This window comes from Janthinobacterium sp. PLB04 (genome assembly GCF_021165895.1).
GTDB lineage: Bacteria > Pseudomonadota > Gammaproteobacteria > Burkholderiales > Burkholderiaceae_D > Janthinobacterium > Janthinobacterium lividum.
The window spans coordinates 4,627,311-4,645,330 of record NZ_CP088968.1; the positions used below are offsets into that span (position 1 = coordinate 4,627,311).

The 18,020-nt window shown below is 64.5% G+C and carries 15 protein-coding genes; 10 read left to right on the forward strand and 5 right to left on the reverse strand.

Annotation, left to right across the window (positions count from 1 at the left end):
- Positions 1 to 6 precede the first annotated feature (6 nt).
- Together LSO07_RS20310 and LSO07_RS20315 are read right to left on the reverse strand one after the other, a co-directional pair.
- On the reverse strand, positions 7 to 1,548 hold the full coding sequence (locus LSO07_RS20310; RefSeq protein ID WP_191909739.1) for a CHASE2 domain-containing protein: 1,542 nt from the start codon (positions 1,546 to 1,548) through the stop codon (positions 7 to 9).
- A gap of 118 nt (positions 1,549 to 1,666) precedes the next feature.
- The gene (locus tag LSO07_RS20315) at positions 1,667 to 2,998 is read right to left on the reverse strand and encodes a serine hydrolase domain-containing protein (RefSeq protein WP_151096423.1); all 1,332 of its coding nucleotides are present in this window, start codon (positions 2,996 to 2,998) and stop codon (positions 1,667 to 1,669) included.
- A gap of 238 nt (positions 2,999 to 3,236) precedes the next feature.
- On the opposite strand from LSO07_RS20315, the gene LSO07_RS20320 reads away from it, so the two are divergent.
- Both LSO07_RS20320 and LSO07_RS20325 read left to right on the forward strand, forming a co-directional pair.
- Positions 3,237 to 4,379, forward strand: coding sequence for a helix-turn-helix domain-containing protein (locus LSO07_RS20320; RefSeq protein ID WP_151096424.1), 1,143 nt, complete (start codon positions 3,237 to 3,239; stop codon positions 4,377 to 4,379).
- A gap of 142 nt (positions 4,380 to 4,521) precedes the next feature.
- A complete protein-coding gene (locus LSO07_RS20325; RefSeq protein ID WP_151096425.1) occupies positions 4,522 to 6,330 on the forward strand; it encodes an NAD(P)/FAD-dependent oxidoreductase in 1,809 nt (602 codons plus the stop codon).
- Positions 6,331 to 6,414: 84 nt separating this feature from the next.
- Here LSO07_RS20325 and LSO07_RS20330 read toward each other — a convergent pair whose 3' ends face one another.
- Complete coding sequence (locus LSO07_RS20330) at positions 6,415 to 6,981, reverse strand: YceI family protein (protein WP_034779171.1); 567 nt, start codon at positions 6,979 to 6,981, stop codon at positions 6,415 to 6,417.
- Positions 6,982 to 7,303: 322 nt separating this feature from the next.
- Here LSO07_RS20330 and LSO07_RS20335 point away from each other — a divergent pair, with 322 nt between their 5' ends.
- The 8 genes from LSO07_RS20335 to LSO07_RS20375 all read left to right on the forward strand — a co-directional run bounded on the left by LSO07_RS20335 (position 7,304) and on the right by LSO07_RS20375 (position 16,190).
- Complete coding sequence (locus LSO07_RS20335) at positions 7,304 to 7,831, forward strand: RNA polymerase sigma factor (RefSeq protein WP_151096426.1); 528 nt, start codon at positions 7,304 to 7,306, stop codon at positions 7,829 to 7,831.
- Complete coding sequence (locus tag LSO07_RS20340) at positions 7,828 to 8,838, forward strand: FecR family protein (RefSeq protein WP_151096427.1); 1,011 nt, start codon at positions 7,828 to 7,830, stop codon at positions 8,836 to 8,838. Before LSO07_RS20335 ends, LSO07_RS20340 begins: the two co-directional genes overlap by 4 nt.
- A 101-nt stretch (positions 8,839 to 8,939) precedes the next feature.
- Positions 8,940 to 11,861, forward strand: a complete 2,922-nt coding sequence (locus LSO07_RS20345) for a TonB-dependent receptor (protein ID WP_151096428.1) — start codon at positions 8,940 to 8,942, stop codon at positions 11,859 to 11,861.
- A 35-nt stretch (positions 11,862 to 11,896) separates the two neighbouring features.
- Positions 11,897 to 12,517: a biliverdin-producing heme oxygenase gene (locus LSO07_RS20350; protein ID WP_151096429.1), complete on the forward strand. Its 621-nt coding sequence runs from the start codon at positions 11,897 to 11,899 to the stop codon at positions 12,515 to 12,517.
- The gene (locus tag LSO07_RS28475) at positions 12,517 to 13,668 is read left to right on the forward strand and encodes a TonB family protein (RefSeq protein WP_191909740.1); all 1,152 of its coding nucleotides are present in this window, start codon (positions 12,517 to 12,519) and stop codon (positions 13,666 to 13,668) included. Before LSO07_RS20350 ends, LSO07_RS28475 begins: the two co-directional genes overlap by 1 nt.
- A 185-nt stretch (positions 13,669 to 13,853) precedes the next feature.
- Complete coding sequence (locus LSO07_RS20365) at positions 13,854 to 14,663, forward strand: methionine ABC transporter ATP-binding protein (RefSeq protein ID WP_070222288.1); 810 nt, start codon at positions 13,854 to 13,856, stop codon at positions 14,661 to 14,663.
- Positions 14,656 to 15,330: a methionine ABC transporter permease gene (locus LSO07_RS20370; RefSeq protein ID WP_151096430.1), complete on the forward strand. Its 675-nt coding sequence runs from the start codon at positions 14,656 to 14,658 to the stop codon at positions 15,328 to 15,330. The genes LSO07_RS20365 and LSO07_RS20370 overlap by 8 nt, the downstream gene beginning before the upstream one ends.
- Positions 15,331 to 15,362: 32 nt before the next feature.
- Positions 15,363 to 16,190, forward strand: coding sequence for a MetQ/NlpA family ABC transporter substrate-binding protein (locus LSO07_RS20375; RefSeq protein WP_151096431.1), 828 nt, complete (start codon positions 15,363 to 15,365; stop codon positions 16,188 to 16,190).
- An 89-nt stretch (positions 16,191 to 16,279) separates the two neighbouring features.
- On the opposite strand, the gene LSO07_RS20380 is transcribed toward LSO07_RS20375, so the two are convergent.
- Positions 16,280 to 16,897, reverse strand: coding sequence for an OmpW/AlkL family protein (locus LSO07_RS20380; RefSeq protein WP_034779183.1), 618 nt, complete (start codon positions 16,895 to 16,897; stop codon positions 16,280 to 16,282).
- A gap of 166 nt (positions 16,898 to 17,063) precedes the next feature.
- On the reverse strand, positions 17,064 to 17,960 hold the full coding sequence (locus LSO07_RS20385) for a LysR family transcriptional regulator (RefSeq protein ID WP_151096432.1): 897 nt from the start codon (positions 17,958 to 17,960) through the stop codon (positions 17,064 to 17,066).
- Positions 17,961 to 18,020: the final 60 nt, after the last annotated feature.

Below are 18,020 nucleotides of genomic sequence, written 5' to 3' on the forward strand. Positions count from 1 at the left end.
ATCTCGCTACACCAGCGCCACCACCAGCAACAGCACCGCCAGCGGCGCCTGCACCAGCACGATACCCGGATGCGTGCGGCGCAGCTGGGCCCACACGGACAGGCCCGGCACTTCCTCGTGCGGATGGTGGGCTTCGTCGCGCAGCGACATCGCGTGCAGGAACATGCCGGCGATCAGGGGGCCGGGGTTGACCCACCAGCCCTGTTCGAGCAAGCCGCGCGACAGGTAGATGGCCAGTGCGCCGATGGCAAACGGCGAGGCCCACACCAGCACCAGCATCAGGCGGATGCCATAGAATTCCGCCAGCGTGCCCATGCGGTGCAGGCGGCTGAAATCGTGGTCTTCCATGCGCCGGTCGATGGCCAGCTCGGCGCGGCCATACAAGGTCCACAGGCCGCCGAACAGGCAGCCCAGCAGCACGCCGATGACGATGTCGGCCACGAACACCGCATATTTATTGACGTCGGCCGTGCCAATGCCCAGCGACGTGTGGGCGGCCGCATGCAGGTGCAGGCTGGCCTGCTCGCCTTCGGCCGTCGTGTAACGGTCGCGCACGTCATACGTGCTGCCGATATACACGACGTTCTTGCGCAATGCCACGGCCTCCACGCCGGCCTGGCCATCGATCAGTTTGACGCGCGTGCGCGTGGGATTCAGGAATGCCGGCGCCACGGCGGCCGGGTGAAACGGTGCGGTGACGGCGTTCTGTTCGGCCGCCGCCTTGGCGTCGCCGTGGATGACGGGCTCGAACGCCCAGCGCGCCAACTCCTTTTCGCTGCCCGTACGCCGCGCCAGTTGGCACACGCGGCCAGCCAGCGCCACCACTTCCTTTTGCTCGGACAGGGCGGCCGGCATGGGTTGCTTCTGCTCCTGCTCGTCGGCGCCATGCGCCAGCTCGAAGGCCACGGCCGCCAGCACGGGGCTTTTCAGCTCGATGCGCGTGACGGCGCCCATGCGTTCGCGGATCCGCGGGCTGGCAAAGTGGATGCCGGCGGCGCAGCGCGCGCGTATCCACGGCAGGTTCGCATTGCGGTCCGATTGCTCGGGCAGGATCAGCACCAGTTGCCGGCCATCGGCGGCCAGCCGGTCGAGCAGGCGGTCCAGCGGCCGCTCGCCCGCCTTGTGCTGCTCGTACACGGCTGGCGCCAGGTCCAGGTCGATGGCCAGTACCTTGCTGCCGCGCGCTGCGGCGCTGGCGATCAATTGTTCCAGGCGCGAGCGTTCCAGTGGTTCGCGCTCGTCGAAGACCTGCTCGAACGCGGGCTGGTCGATTTCGATGATGCCGGGCCGGTAGGCGGCGCCCGGGTCCTTGCCCCGGTTTAGCAGTTGCCCCTGTTCCGCGCTGGCGCGCAGCATGGCCGCATCGAGCCATTCGAGCACGTGAAAACCTTCCAGCGCCAGCATCAGCGCGGCGATCAGGCTGGCGCCGATCACGTGGTGCAGCAGGTGCGTGCCCGTCAGCTTGAAGGCCGAGCCCAGCTGGGCGACCGGCCACAGCAGGCGCCGCCAGAGCGGCGGGCGCGGTTGATCCTGCTGGCTGGTTTCCACGGTGCTTCCCCTTGCGTGCGCTGCATGAATACCATTCAAGCAACAAATAATGACGAAAGGATAGTGTATTGCAGTTGCGCCCGTTCCGCCGCACGGCTGGCACGGGCCCGTCCGCAGATTACTTCGGCTTGGCCAGCAGCAGCTTGCCCAGCGCCTCGAAGGCCGGCGTGGTGGTCGGGTCGTTGGCCGCATTGGCCGCCGTCGGCGTGGAGGCGAAACGCACGATCACCATTTCCGCCTTCGGGTCAATGTAGATGCGCTGGCCGTACACGCCGCGCGCCATGTAGGCGCCATGGTCGTTATGCGTGACCCACCACATGTCGCGGTAGCTCCAGCCCTTGAGCAAGTCATAGCCGCCCTTGGCGAACAGCTGTTTGTCGCCGCCGCGGCGGATATCCTCGACGGCCGCCTTGGGCAAAATCTGCTGGCCGTTGTAGCGGCCATCGTTGCGCAGCATCTCGCCGAAGCGGGCCAGGTCGCGCAAGCCCGCATTCAAGCCGCCGCCGGCAAACGGCGTGCCGGTCGAATCGACCGTCATGTAGGCATCCTGCTCGGCCCCCAGCTTTTGCCAGATATGCTCGGACAGGTATTCGTTGACGTTCTGCCCCGTGACGCGGGCGATGATCCAGCCCAGCACGTCGGAGTTGACCGTACGGTAGCCGAAGCCCTCGCCATGCCTGCCCTCGTGCCGCACCGTCTGCAGGTACTCGAAATAACTGCGCGGCCCCGTGTAATCCTTCGGCTTGGGCAGCGGGCTGCCGGCCGCCGCGTGCTGCCATACTTCCGCTTTCGGGTCCGCATAATCTTCGCTGAATTTCAGGCCCGTGGTCATGTCGAGCACCTGGCGCACGGTGGCGTCGCCAAACGCGGACTTCGCCAGTTCCGGCACATACTCGGCCACTTTCTTGCCTGGATCGAGCTTGCCTTCGGCTACCAGGGCCGCGCCGATGGTGCCCATGACGGACTTCGTCACGGACATGGCGCCGTGCTGGCCGCTCTCCTTCAATACGCCGAAATAGCGTTCATACACGATGCGGCCCCGGTGCAGCACGACGATGCCATCCGTGTAGTTGGCGCCCAGCGACTGCTCCCAGGTCATCGCGTCCTTCGCGCCCAGGGGCGTGAAGCGCAGGCTGTCGATATCGCTGCGCAGCGCGCGCGGCAAAGGCACGGGCGCTTTCAGGCCGCGCGCCACTCCCACCGTCGGCATCAGCTGGCGGAAGTGCGACACGCTCCAGCGCAGCTGGGGGAAATTGAAATAGCTGCCATCGTCGAAGCGGATGATCTTATCGGCCGGCGGCGGCGCGCCCACCATCCATTGCAGTGTAGCCGGGTCGCTGGCGGCGGCCGACAGCGGCGCTGCCGCCGTCTCTGCCGCGTGGGCGCCGGCGGCCAGCGCAAGGCAAGCGGCGGCAAGAGCCAGGCGGCGGGTTAGTGGCAGTGTCTTCATGCATATTCTCCTGTCATGGCTGGCGCCGGCAACGGCGCTCGCTTCATGCGATACATGCTAACAGAGAAACTTTTTATCTTGTCCTGCGGCATCCTATTGTACGGACCACGCGCTGAGACAAACGTCTCACGCGCACCCCATGCTGCAGCGCAGGATGCGCGGCCCGGCGCTTCGTGCTAAAAACGGAGACAACAAGCAAAACACCATAAAAACCAGACACGAGACACTGGAGAGCGCCATGCCCTACGTCCGCCAGACCAGCCATATCGACCGCGTGCGCGACCTGATCGCCGGCCGTATCGTCAATCCGGGAGCCGATACGGCCAGGCTGGCCTCGTCGTACCGGCGCTCGCTGGACGACTACCGGCTCGACCCCGCCTCGACGACAGGGCCGCGCATCCTGACAAGCGCCGAACTGCGCGCCATCCAGCAGTCCGAGGAAAATTTTCTGCGCTCCACGGGCCAGTGCCTGCCGCGCCTGCACGCCATGGTGCGCGAAGCGGGCTACTGCGTCATCCTCGCCAATGCGCGCGGCGTGACCATCGACTACGTGGTCGACACGGACCAGCGCAAGGATTTCAAGAAGGCGGGCCTGTATCCCGGTTCGTGCTGGTCGGAAGAAGAGGAAGGCACGTGCGGCATCGCCTCCGTGCTGCTCGACCACGAAGCCATCACCGTGCACAAGACCGACCATTTCCGCGCCGCGTTCACGGGCCTGACCTGCAGCGCCGCGCCGATTTTTTCGCCGCACGGCGACTTGATCGGCGTGCTCGATGCGTCGGCCCTGAGTTCGCCCGACGCGCGCGACAGCCAGCGCCTGGTGAAACAACTGGTGCGGCAAGGCGCGACGCTGATCGAGGACGGATTTTTTCTCAAGTCCTACGGCCATTGCTGCATCCTGCTGGCGCACCGCAACCGCCACTTCGTGGAAGTGCAGCCGGAGATGCTGCTCGCCATCGACGAGCATGGCGACATCGTCGCCGCCAACCGCTGCGCGCGCGATGTCATCGGGGGCCTGGACGTCCTGCCGCGTCCCGTCAACGAGGTGCTCGAAGTGCGCGCCGAGCGGCTGGTCGATGCGCGCGCGGGACACAATCTGCTGTCCCTGCGCCTGGCCGGCGGCAGCACCTGGCTGCACGCCCGCGTGCGCGCGCCGCTGCGCCAGGCCAGCGCGCGAACACGCGACAAAAACACGGCCCCTGTGACGGAGGGCGTGCTGGCCTACACGCCGCCGGAGCTGGCCGAGCGCACGCGCATCGCCCACGCCATGAACGCCGCCAAATGGCGTCCGCTGCAGGCGGCCGCCATGCTGGGCATCTCGCGCGCCACCCTGTACCGGCGCCTCAAGCAGCTGCACATCGTGCCGCCGCACCGCCAGTAACCGATCGAAAAGCTGAGATTTCCGTCTCAATCGCCGCCATGCTGCGCTGCGGGATGCGGCGCCAGAACGCCAGTGTTACAACATCGTCAGCGGCAAGACAGCCGCATCCCATCATAAAGTCAGCAGACTTGGAGGAGACACGATGCAAACCGAAATCAACCCGCACGACCTGGCCGTGGCCGGCATCCTGGAGCAGCTCGAAGGCTTTCTTCGCGCCAGCGACAGCACGGGCGCCGCGCAACTGTTCGAACAGGACGGCTACTGGCGCGACCTGGTGCTGTTTACCTGGAACCTGAAAACCCTGGAGGGCCGCGAGCAGATCGCCGCCATGCTGGCCACCCAGCTGGGCGCCGTGCAGCCCGTTTCCATCCGCATCGCCGATGGCGAACATGCGGTGGAAGCCGGTGGCGTGCTGCAAAGCTGGATCACGGTGGAAACGAACGTGGCGCGCGGCGTAGGCTTCATCCGCATCCGCGACGGCAAGATCTGGACCCTGCTTACCACCATGAGCGAATTGAAGGGTTTTGAGGAAGCCAAGGGCGGCCGGCGGCCCATGGGCGCGGAACACGGCGCACGCACGAACCGCAGCAGCTGGCTGGAGCACCGCGAGCAGGAAGCGGCGGAACTGGGCTACGCGCGCCAGCCCTACTGCGTCATCATCGGCGGCGGCCAGGGGGGCATCGCGCTCGGCGCGCGGCTGCGCCAGCTGAACGCCCCCACCATCATCATCGAGAAAAATGCGCGCCCCGGCGACAGCTGGCGCAAGCGCTACAAATCGCTGTGCCTGCACGACCCCGTCTGGTACGACCACATGCCGTACATCCCCTTCCCCGACAACTGGCCCGTCTTCACGCCCAAGGACAAGGTCGGCGACTGGCTGGAGATGTACACCAAGGTAATGGAGCTCAATTACTGGGGTTCGACTTCATGCGAATCGGCCAGCTTCGACGAAGCCGCCGGCGAGTGGACGGTGCAGGTGCTGCGCGACGGCCAGCCCGTCACCCTCAAGCCAAAACAGCTGGTGCTGGCCACGGGCATGTCGGGCAAGGCGAACATGCCGAAGTTCAAGGGCATGGACATATTCCAGGGCGAGCAGCAGCACTCGTCGCAGCATCCGGGGCCGGATGCGTATGCCGGCAAGAAAGTGGTGGTCATCGGCGCGAACAATTCCGCGCACGATATCTGCGCCGCCCTGTGGGAGGCGGGCGTGGACGTGACCATGGTGCAGCGCTCGTCGACGCACATCGTCAAGTCGGACTCGCTGATGGACCTGGCGCTGGGCGACCTGTACTCGGAACGGGCGCTGGCCGCCGGCATGACGACGGCCAAGGCCGACCTGACGTTCGCCTCGATCCCGTACAAGATACTGGCCGACTTCCAGAAGCCCGTCTTCAAGGCCATCCGCGAGCGCGACGCGGACTTTTATGCGCGCCTGGAAGAACGGGGCTTCATGCTCGATTTCGGCGACGACGATTCCGGCCTGTTCATGAAATACCTGCGCCGCGGCTCCGGCTACTACATCGACGTGGGCGCTTCCGAGCTGGTCGCCGAGGGCAAGATCAAGCTGAAAAGCGGCGTCGGCGTGCAGGAATTGAAAGCCCGTTCCATCGTGCTGTCCGACGGCACGGAACTGCCGGCCGACCTGGTGGTGTACGCCACCGGCTACGGTTCCATGAATGGCTGGGCGGCCGACCTGATCTCGCCCGAGGTGGCGAATAAAGTGGGCAAGGTGTGGGGCCTCGGTTCCGCCACGACGAAGGACCCGGGGCCGTGGGAGGGCGAACAGCGCAATATGTGGAAACCCACGCAACAACAGGCGCTGTGGTTCCACGGCGGTAACCTGCACCAGTCGCGCCACTATTCGCAATACCTGTCGCTGCAGCTGAAGGCGCGCATGGAAGGCTTGACCACCCCCGTGTATGGGCAGCAGGAGGTGCATCACCTGGCGTGATCGTAACCAGCAACCCGACCTACAATGAAAAAAAAATGGCGACGGACCGAAGTCCGCCGCCATTTTGCATCATGCAGCCAACAATTACTGCTTGATGGCTTCGATGGCAAACGTCAGGGTCACGTCATCGCTGACGGCTGGCGCATATTTGCCGGCGTTGAATTCCGAGCGCTTGATCTTGGCCGTGGCGTTGGCGCCGCAAGCGTCTTTTTTCAGCATCGGGTGCGGTGCGCAGGTGAACGAGGTGACGGTCAGGGTAACTGGCTTGGTCACGCCTTTCAGGGTCAGGTTGCCGTCGACGGACGCCAGCTTGTCGCCGTCAAAATTGAACTTGGTCGATTTGTAGGTGGCGACCGGGAACTTGGCCGTGTCGAGGAAATCTTCGCCCTGGATGTGCGAGTTGAACAGGGTCGAACCCGTATCGACGGACTTGGTGTCGATCAGCACTTCGACGGCGCCCGTCTTGGCGGCGCGGTCCAGGGTGACCTTGCCGGTGGTGTTATTGAAACGGCTTTGCTGCGTCGAGAAGCCCATGTGGGTGTACTCGAAACGAGGGAAGGTGTGGCTGCCATCGATGACATAGACTTCAGGTGCGGCAAACGCGGACAGCGAGAAGCCGGCGGCGGCGATAAAAGCGAGCAGTTTTTTCATTGTAGGTTCCTGATAGAAAGTGGAGGATGTCAAAACCGCAAGCAGCTGCAGGCGAATGGCGCATGCCGCTGATTGTCTGGCTTCAGTTGCAACAGATTATGCATGGCATGAAGATCGATGTAAAACGGAAAATATACCTAGTTAGCATCGATAAAATCGATAATACCCGCCAATAAGGTCCGCCACAGCGCCTTCTGTTGCCGATTATTGTCTGCATTGCCAAAAATATCCAGCGTTATCCAGCAATACAGATGAGAATGATTCTTGTTATTATTTGATGGGCTTGCTATCATTGCCGGCTTTGATAACGAGGAAACGCGCGGTGCTTGAACGCTATTACCAGGAATTGCTGCGCTTGATTTTGCGCTCCACCGGCTGCCGCGACAAAGCGCAGGACGTGGTGCAGGAAGCCTACGCCCGCATCCTGGCGCGCAAGCCGCTCGGCGGCGCAGCTCCCCTGCAAGGGAGCATGGCGCCCGATAGCGGCCAGCGCGCACTGCTGTACGTGACGGCAAAGAACATCGCCATCGACGAACAGCGCTTGCGCCAGCGCCGCCCCCACGACGACATCGACACACCGCATTTCCAGCTGCGCGCGCCACGCGCCGACGAACCCGAGCAACGGCTGCACGACCGGCAAACCATGGAGCGCCTGCTGGCCATCATCGAAGCCTTGCCGCCGCGCTGCCGACAGGCTTTCGCGCTGTACAAATTCGAAGGTATGAGCCAGATCGAGATCGCCGCCCAGATGGACATCTCCGTCAACATGGTGGAAAAACATATCATCAATGGCATGCTCGCCTGTAAAAAAGGCATGCCCGAACGCGATACTGGAAAAGACCGCGCATGACACCCAACCCGACTCCGGCAGACGACATCGATTTCCAGGCCGCACAGTGGCTGCTGCGCCACGACGCCGGCCTGGCCGCGCCTGAACTGGCGGCGCTGCGGCAATGGCTGGAAGCGGACGCGCGCCACCAGCATGCCTGGGATGCGCTGGCGCGCACCGACGCGCTGCTGGCCAGCCTGCCCGCCCAGCGCGTGGCCGCCTTCAGCCAGCCCGCCCTGCCCTCATCCGCCGCAGCACCTGTTTCGCTGCTACGGCGATTGGCGCATTTACCGCTGGCGGCAAGCCGGTTGCCGCGCGGCGCGCTGGCCGGCGGCTGCCTGCTGCTGTGCGGCCTGCTGGCCTGGCCGCTGGCCAGCCATCTGCAGCAGCCCGGCTTCCAGCACGATTACAGCACGCTGCGCGGCCAGTTTGCCACGCAAGTCCTGCCCGATGGCAGCCGCATCGAACTCGATAGCGGCAGCGCCGTCGACGTGGCCCTGCACCGCGACAGGCGCACCGTGCGCCTGCTGCGCGGCCAGGCCATGTTCCATGTGCAGGCGGACCCGGAGCGTCCATTCCAGGTGCTGGCGGGGCCGGCCACGGCCACGGTGCTGGGCACGCATTTTTCCGTGCGCCATGTAGGGGCCGCCACGCAAATCAGCGTGGCGCAAGGCACGGTGCGCGTGGAAGGGGAAGGCGACGCGCGCGCTGAAGTGCTGCAGGCGGGCGACGCTGTCACCGTCACGCCGCAGGGCGTGAAAACGCTGGCCAGGGTCAGCGCGCAAGCGGTGGGCAACTGGCGTGCCGGGCGCCTCGATTTCGAGGACGCCACCCTGGCCGAAGCGCTGGCCGAATTCGAGCGCTATGGCGACACAAACCTCGTGCTCGGCGATCCGGCCCTGGCCGGCCTGCGCCTGAACGGCAGCTTCGACGCGAAGCTGCCGGCGCAATTTGCCGCCGCCCTGCCGCTGGCCTTGCCCGTGCGCCTGCTGCGCCAAGACGGCAAGCTGCATATCGTCGCCCGCTGATTGCCGGAACATGCAGCGAAATAAAATCAATCCGCACGTCAGGGTAAATGATACTCATTCGTTTTAACTATGAATGATCACCACATCACCATAGGAAAAACATGCACATGACTCCACCGCGCCATCCCTTGCACGCCCGCCTGTCTCCCCTGTTCCTGGCCATCGGCCTGGCCTTCGCCACACCCGCCACGCATGCCGCCACCGCGCCGGTGGCGCAGGTGGAATGGCAGATCCCCGCGCAACCGTTGAACCGCGCGCTGAACGAACTGGCGCGCCAGGCAGGCATGGTGCTGCTGGCCGATGCGCGCCTGACCGAAGGCCGGCACAGCGCCCCACTGCAAGGCCGGCATTCGCTGCCCGAGGCGCTGCGCCAGTTGCTGGCCGGCAGCGGCCTGCAAGCACAGCTGCAGGGCGGCACGACCATCATCATCAGCGCACCCGCGCCTGTCGCCGCCGGCGCGGTGCAGATCGGCACCCTGCGCGTGAATGGCCAGGGCGGCAGCGGCACGTTCGAGGCGGACGACACGGATCCGGCCGACCTGCCCTACCTGACGCCGGCCGCCTCCGTGTACATCGGGCGCGAACAGATCGAGCGCTTCCGCGGCACCTCGCCGGCCGATATATTCAAGGGCGTGGCCGGCGTGCAGGTGGGCGACAGCCGCAACAGCGGGGCCGTCGACGTCAACGTGCGCGGCATGCAGGGCCAGGGCCGCGTGCCCGTGCTGATCGACGGCAGCCTGCAATCGTCGACCGTCTACCGCGGCTACGCGGGCATCGCCGACCGCAGCTACATCGACCCGGACCTGATCAGCGCCATCCGCATCGACAAGGGCCCGAACCTGTCGGCGCAGGGCGCGGGCGCCATCGGCGGCATGGTCAGCATGCAGACCCTGCGCCCGGAAGACATTCTGCTGCCAGGCCAGCGCACGGGCGTACGCCTGCGCGGCGGCATCCAGGACAACAGCGTCACGGCACCCGGCGATTTCGGCAGCGCGCCGCGCACGCACCGCAACAAGCTGGGCGACCCGCGCAGCGGCTTTGGCAGCATCGCCGTGGCGACGCGCCAGGACGACTACGACCTGGTGGCGGCCATCAGCCACCGCAGCATCGGCAATTATTTTTCCGGCACGCGCGGTTTCGAACGCTATCAGCTGCTCAACGAATGGGGCGACGACAATGGCGTGACGCAGTTCTTCAAGCGCGGCGATGAGGTGCTGAACACGGCCAACCGCACCACCTCGGCCCTGCTGAAGGCCAACCTGCGCCTGCCGCACGAACAGAAGCTGGAGCTGGGCTACCGCTATTTCGACAGTAGCTATGGCGAAATCATGCCCTCGCAAATCTACCGCAACAGCACCGGCAGCATCCCCCAGTGGGACCCCAGCCAGGTGCGCACCAACGCGCTGACGGCGCGCTACGAGTGGAAGCCGGAAGGCCAGAACTTCATCGACCTGAAGGCCAACCTGTGGCTGACGGACATGCAGAGCAAGTCGCGCAACGGCGACATCTTCAGCAATCCGCTGGAAGGCAAGGCCAATCCGGGCGACCATGAATGCAAGGAGTGCGTGGAAGTGCTGTACCTGGCGAAGAACCAGGCGCGCCGCGTTGGCGCCGACCTGACGAACACCTCGCGCTTCGCCACCGACATGGGCGCGCTCAAGCTCGATTACGGCTTGTCCCTGCAGAACGAGGATATCGGTCCGGCCGACAGCGTGCGCATCCTCGATGAAGACTTGAACGCCAATCACACCCTGCGCAACGGCAAGCGCCACGAGCAAAGCGTATTCGCCTCGCTGCAGTGGCAGGCGCGCGACTGGCTGACCGTTGACGCGGGCGGACGCTTCCAGCGCTTCGATTCCCGCGACCGCAACCGCCGCGCGGAACAGCAGTACCAGCCGCAGGGCTGGCAATGGGTCACCATGTGGGACAAGGACGGCGATCAGCTCGGCGCCGCGAAATGGTACCAGGATGCGCAGGGCCAGTTCACGGCGGCCACCAATCCCGCGCTGGTGGGCGGCATGGTGGAACGCTATGGCGAGGAACCGGCGCCGCTGGACATCTCGCAGGTGGACCAGTGGAGCGGCAACGATTATGTCTTCCGCGACGCCATCCCCGGCCTGTTCAAGTACAGCACGCCGATCCGCCGCAAGGACCACGGTTTCTCGCCCACCTTCGCCCTGACGGCGCGCCTGTCCGACAGCGTCAGCCTGTTCCTGCGCGACGCGCGCGGCTTGCGCATGCCCAGCCTGTACGAATCGACGATGGGCTTTTCCGCCACATATTCGTCGCCGCTCAAGCCGGAGCGCAGCCATAACCGCGAAGTTGGCGTCAGCCTGGTCAAGGACGGCGTATGGAGCGCCGCCGACAAGCTGCGCCTGCGCGTCGCGTATTTCGACAACGTCACGCATGGCTACATCACGCGCCGCCCGATACCCGACCTGCCGGCCTACGCGCAGAATTTCTCGATGGCGAACACGGACAAATACAGCGTCTCGGGGATCGAACTGCAATCGTCATATGACCGGGGTAGCGTGTTTGCCGATTTTTCCGGCACCTGGAACCGCAAGACCCTGATCTGCGACGCGGCCACGGCAGCGTATTTGCGCAAGGCCAGCAAGTGGCAATCGGATATCTGGAACACGCCAGACTGCTCGCCCATCGGTTTTTCCAGCTCATATGTCAGCAACCATATCCAGCCCAAGCTGAGCGCCAACCTGACCCTGGGCACGCGCTGGCTGCAGGAAAAGCTCACCGTGGGTACGCGCCTGACCCATGTCGGCCATCCGCTCGCGCGCCAGGACGACAAGGCCGTCTGGCAGTCGTGGACAGGCACCTCGCCGCAAGTGCTGACGCAGGCCTACACCCTGGCTGACCTGTTTGCCAGCTACAAGATCACGCCCAACGCCACCCTGGACGTGGCGGTGGACAACCTGACGGACCGCTACTACCTCGATCCGCTGACCCTGAGCCTGATGCCGGGACCGGGCCGCACGGCGCGCGTCACGCTTGGCCTTCGTTTCTGATTTGATTCATCCTTATAATAGAGAGCAGATATTCCATGCATGCAGCAAGCGACACCAGCAGCACCTTGAACGCCGTTCCGATTAACGCGGCCCCAACCCGCAGCCAGCGCCTGAAAGCCGACACCATGGCCACCCACGAATTGCTGGACCAGCGCATCATGGCCAGCGCACCGTTTTCCAGCCGCGAGAACTATGCGCGCTTTTTGCAGGCGCAGTACGCGTTCCTGCGCGACGTCGACGCGCTGTACGACAACACGCAACTGGCGGCCCTGCTGCCGGACCTGGAACAGCGCCGCCGCTACGCCAGCATCGCCGCCGACCTGCGCGACCTGGACACCGCGCTGCCGTCCGATGCGGCCACGCCGCCGTTCGACGCGCAGCTGGACCTGGCCACGGCGCTGGGCTGGCTGTATGTGAGCGAAGGCTCGAAGCTGGGCGCGGCCATCCTGTATAAACTGGCCGGCAAGATCGGCCTTGACGAGCATCACGGCGCGCGTCACCTGGCCGGCCATCCTGACGGACGCGCGCGGCACTGGCGCGAATTTACCTCCGTGCTCGATACGGCCATCCTCGATGAGGCGGGTGAAGCGCGCATGATCGACGGCGCGCGCGCCGCTTTCCTGCGCATGCACGGCCACGTGGAGGCCTGCGCCTGATGGAAGAGCCAGTCATCCAGGCCGGCGCGGAAGCGCACACGGCACGCCTGCGCCGCTGGGCGTGGACGGCCGCCGGCATGCTGATGGTGGCGCTGGGCGTGATCGGCGCCATGCTGCCCGTCATGCCGACGACGATCTTCCTGATCCTGGCGCTGGCCTGCTTCAGCCGCGCCTCGCCGCGCCTGGAGCACTGGCTGCTGCATCACCCCCGCTTTGGCGCGCCCTTGCGGCAGTGGCGCGAACACCGCGCCGTGTCGCGGCGCGGCAAGGCCATGGCCTGCCTGGGCATGGCCATCGGCTTTGTCGCCATGTGCCTCGGCCATCCGCCCTGGTGGGTGATCGCCATGGTGGGCGCGATGGAAATCGCCGTTCTTATCTATCTGCTGCGCCGCCCGGAAGGGCCGGCGCCGACGGTGGCCGCCGACAAGACGCTGCCGACCGACTGGCGCCGTCCGCTGACGATAGCCGCCGTCTTCGCCATGCATGGCGCCCTGCTGGGATGGGCGCTGTACCACCGCGCGCCGGCAGCGCCCGTGCTGGCCATCGTGCCCGACGCCGCGCAGCCGGCCATGCTGCTGTTCCTGCCGGCCGCCGCCCCGCCCCGCCCTTTGGAGCAGAATCTTGCTGAACGGGTCAGCGCCGCCGCCGCGCCATCCGCCGCCATTGCCAAAAAGGCAGTGCCGGCAATCCAACAATTGGTACTGCCGCAGCCGGATGCCGCACCCATGCCGCCGCAAGCCGAGAGCATCGCGGCCGTTGCCGAGGTGCGGCATACGCCCGTGACACCGGCACCGGCGGCGGCGCCGTCCCTCGCGGCGGCGCCGCCCTCGCCCGCCCTGCCGCCCGCGCCGCAGGAGCTGCGCAGCGGCGTATCGAGCTGGGAAGGCAAGGTTTTGGCGCGCATGGAGCGCTTCCGCCGCTACCCGACGGCGTCGCGCGCCAAGCAGGAACAGGGCGTGGTGTATCTGCGCTGCCGCATCGACCGCGACGGCCAGGTGCTGGCCGCCGCCATCGAGCGCAGCTCCGGTTCCGCAGCGCTGGATCAGGCCGCGCTCGATACTTTGCAACGGGCCGCGCCACTGCCGCGCATCCCCAAGGAACGGCCGGACCCGCTGGAATTATCGATTCCCGTCGAATTTTCCATTGGCTGATCGCACAAAAACCGCTTTTACTCTCGCCAAACACCCATATAGACATTATTTGCATATTCAAAGCAAGATTCTGTCGTAGGAGTAATAACACGATCGGAGGTATACTACGCAACCGACGTGGCAGGCTGGGCGATTTGGCCCCTGCAAGCAAGCCTGTCACGGTCCAATAAAAAAGGAAACACTGCATGACCACACCACACCGTACGCCGGTGATTCGCATCGATGGCGCAAACAAGACCTTCGCGCTACCCAAAGGCGAACAATTCCACGCGGTCAAATCGGTCACGCTGGAAGTCTATCCCGGTGATATTTTCGGCCTGATCGGCAAGAGCGGCGCCGGCAAATCGACCTTGCTGCGCCTGATTAACCTGCTCGAACGCCCCGACAGCGGCACCATTACCGTGGCCGGGCGCGAATTGACACGCCTGGGCAAGAGCGAATTGCGCGACGCGCGCCAGAACATCGGCATGATTTTCCAGCAATTCAACCTGCTGCAAAACGCCAGCGTCTTCGACAACGTCGCCTTCCCGCTGAAAATCCATGGCACGACCAAGGGCGAGCAGATCGCCGCCCGCGTCGAGGAATGTCTGGCGCTGGTGGGCCTGTCCGACAAGCTGCACAGCTATCCGGCGCAATTGTCCGGCGGGCAGAAGCAGCGCGTGGCCATTGCCCGCGCCCTGGCCAGCCACCCGGACGTGCTGCTGTGCGACGAGCCGACATCCGCGCTGGATGCGGAAACCACGCGCGCCCTGCTCGACACCCTGCGCGACATCAATGCACGCCTGGGGGTGACCATCGTCATCGTCAGCCATGAGCTGTCGGTGCTGGGCGCCATCTGCAACCGCGTGGCTGTCGTGGAAAACGGCGCCATCGCCGAACAATTCGATTTGAGCGACACGGCCACCCCGCGCAAGACGGCGCTGGGACGCGAGCTGGCTTATTACGGCACCGAGGCGTTTGAAGCCACCGCATGGAAGGATGCAACACATGTTTGAAGAATCGATCAATAACGTCATCAACCTGCTGCCGGAAATCTGGGTGGCGCTGGGCCAGACCATGACGATGCTGGGCATCGGCCTGACCGCCGCCATCCTGATCGGCGGCCCGCTGGGCATCCTGCTGTTCCTCGTCTCGGAAGGCCAGTCGCTGGAAAACCGTCCGCTGTCGACGATCCTCGGCTGGCTGGTGAATACCGTGCGCAGCTTCCCGTTCATCATCCTGCTGGTCGCCCTGACGCCGTTTACGCGCGTCATCGCCGGCACCTCGATCGGTCCGCTGGCAGCCAGCGTGCCGCTGTCCTTCGCCGCCATTCCCTACCTGGCGCGCCTGGTGGAACAAAACCTGCGCGAAGTGCCGCGCGGCGTGATCGAGGCGGCGCATGCCATGGGCGCGTCGGAAATGCAGATCATCTTCCGCGTGCTGCTGGTGGAAGCGCGCTCCGGCCTCGTGCTGGCCCTGACCGTGCTGTCGATCAGCTTCCTGTCGTATTCGGCCGTGGCCGGCGTGGTGGGCGGCGGCGGTATCGGCGACCTGGCCATCCGCTACGGCTACTACCGCTTTGAGACGGACATCATGGTCGCCACCGTGGCCATCCTGATCGTGCTGGTGCAAACCATCCAGTTCGCCGGCACGCGCATCGCCAAGCGCCTCGACAAACGTTAATTCATATTCAGTATTTCAGTACAAGGAAAAGCATGAACCACATTCGCCGCAACCTGCTCCTGGCCGCCGCCAGCCTGGCCTTCGCCAGCGCCGCCCACGCCAAGGACCCGAAAGAACTCGTCATCGGCACCAGCTCCGGCCCGTATTCGGACCAGCTGAAGCTGGGCATCAAGCCTATCCTGGAAAAACAGGGCTACAAGGTCAAGATCGTGGAATTCAACGACTACGTGCAGCCGAACTACGCGCTGGCCGAAGGTTCGCTGGACGCCAACGTATTCCAGCACATCGTGTATCTGACCAAGTTCGCCACCGATAACAAGCTGCCACTGAGCTCATTGATCACCGTGCCGACCATGCCGATCGGCCTGTACGGCGGCAAGCAAAAGTCCTTGGCCGACGTGAAGAACGGCGCCACCATCACCATGCCGAACGATCCGACCAACCAGGCGCGCGCGCTGGTGATGCTGGCCAAGATGGGCTGGATCAAGCTCAAACCGAACGTCGATCCGCTGCGCGCTTCCGAGCGCGACGTGCTGGAAAATCCGAAGAAGCTGAAACTGGTGCCGCTGGAAGCGGCGCAGCTGCCACGTTCGCTGGCCGACGCCGACTACGCTTTTGTCAACGGTAACTTCGCCCTGGCCGCCGGCATGAAGCTGACGTCGGCCCTCGCCGTGGAAAAGATCTCGGACAGCTACATCAACCTGGTCGCCATCCGCACGGCCGACAAGGCCAAGCCATGGGTCAAGGACCTGGAAGCGGCCTACCGCTCGCGCGCCTTCCTCGACGCGACCAACAAATACCTGGCCGGCTACGAAAAGACGGACTACCAGCTGGCGCTGGAAAAGACGCTGAAAAAATAAAGCAAAGCGCTGCACGCAAAAAAAACGGCCAGGTTCACACCTGGCCGTTTTTTTATTGCCCGCGCCGCGTGGACGCCGTCATGCCATGCTTAGAAACGGTAACCCACACCGACGCCGATCAGGAGTGGATCCACCTTGACTTCGCTGATCTTGGCGCCACCGGCCAATACGTCGCTGCGGATCTGCACTTTCTTGATGTCGAAGTTCAAGGACCAGTTTTTGTCCAGTTTGTAATCGACACCGGCTTGCAGCGAGAAGCCCCAGCTGTCATGTTCCAGGCGGCCGGCGCCGTTCAGCAATTTCACGTCCGAGATATTCGTGTAGTTCACGCCCGCACCCACGTATGGGCTGAACTGTTTTTCAGGCATGAAGTGGTATTGCAGCGACAGGGTCGGCGGCAAATGCTTGAAGCTGCCGATCTTCGTGCCGGACAAGGTGACGTCATGCTTTTGCGGATAAGTCAGGATCAGCTCGGCAGCGATATTTGGCGTGAAGAAGTAGGAAATATCGATTTCAGGAATCGTCTTGCTGCTGACGTGAATCAGGTCGGATGCGCCGACGCCACCAACAGGAGCAGATTTGTTGGCCGGATCGATATGCACGGCGCGCGCACGGACCAGCCATGGGCTTTCCTGTGCCATTGCGTTGCCGGCGAATGCGCCGATGGCGGCCAGGACGATTGCTGCTGCAGTTGCGGACTTTTTCATTTTATTTCCCTCTGTCGTTAATGTCGTTAAGTAACGCTGCGAAGTCTAAGAGTGCAGTGCAACAAAAACTTTGATCCACATCAAATAGTGCTAGATGGCATCATCAGAGGGATTTTTTCCTTTGCCCAGGTCAAGAAAATGCGGCAGCGCAGCGCACGCATACGTATCAATGTACGCCGTCAAACAGGCTGGCGACCCAGTCGGCAAACACGCGCACACGGGGCGACAATTGCCGGTGGTGGGGATACAGCACGGACACGGGCAACGGGTCGGGCCGCAAGTCCCGCAGCACTTCCACCAGGTCGCCGGCCGCCAGCGCCCGCTGCAGATGGTAGCGGGGCGCCTGGATCAAGCCCATGCCGGCGCGGCAACAGGCGTGGTATGCGTCCGCACTGTTGACGGACACGGTGCCCGGCAAGGCCACGCTGTGCCGCTGGCCGTCCGCCTTGAAATCGAAGGGCCAGACCTTGCCCGTCTGGGTGGAAAAGAAATTGACGGCGCGGTGGCCATCCAGTTGCGCCAGAGTCTCCGGCGTGCCGTGCGCGGCCAGGTAGGCGGGGCTGGCGCACGTCACCTGCTCCAGCAACGCCACACGGCGCGCCACCATGGACGAATCGCCCAGCTCGCCCACACGCAGCACACAATCGACGCCTTCGCGCACCAGGTCGACGAGGCGGTCGCCCATGCCGATTTCCAGTTCGATCAGCGGATAGCGGGCGCAGAACTGGTCCAGCACGGGCATGACGAAATGCATGGCCAGGGTCGCGTGCAGGTCGATGCGCAGCTTGCCGGCCGGCTGCTGGGCCGCCGAACTGAACACGGCTTCCGTTTCTTCCAGGTCCGCCAGCAGGCGCGCGCAGCGCTGGTAATATGCCTCGCCATCGGGCGTGGGCGTCACTTGCCGCGTGGTCCGCTGCAGCAGGCGCACGCGCAGCCGCGCTTCAAGCTGCTTGATCGCATGCGTGACGGTCGCCTTCGGGTAGCCGAGGTCATGCGCCGCCTGGGTGAAACTGCGCAGTTCGACGATGCGGGTAAAAATGCGCATCGCATCAAATCGGTCCATCTTCCTGCCCCATTGTTATTCCTTGCTGCACAGTGTAGCGATATCACCGTTGGTTTTGCA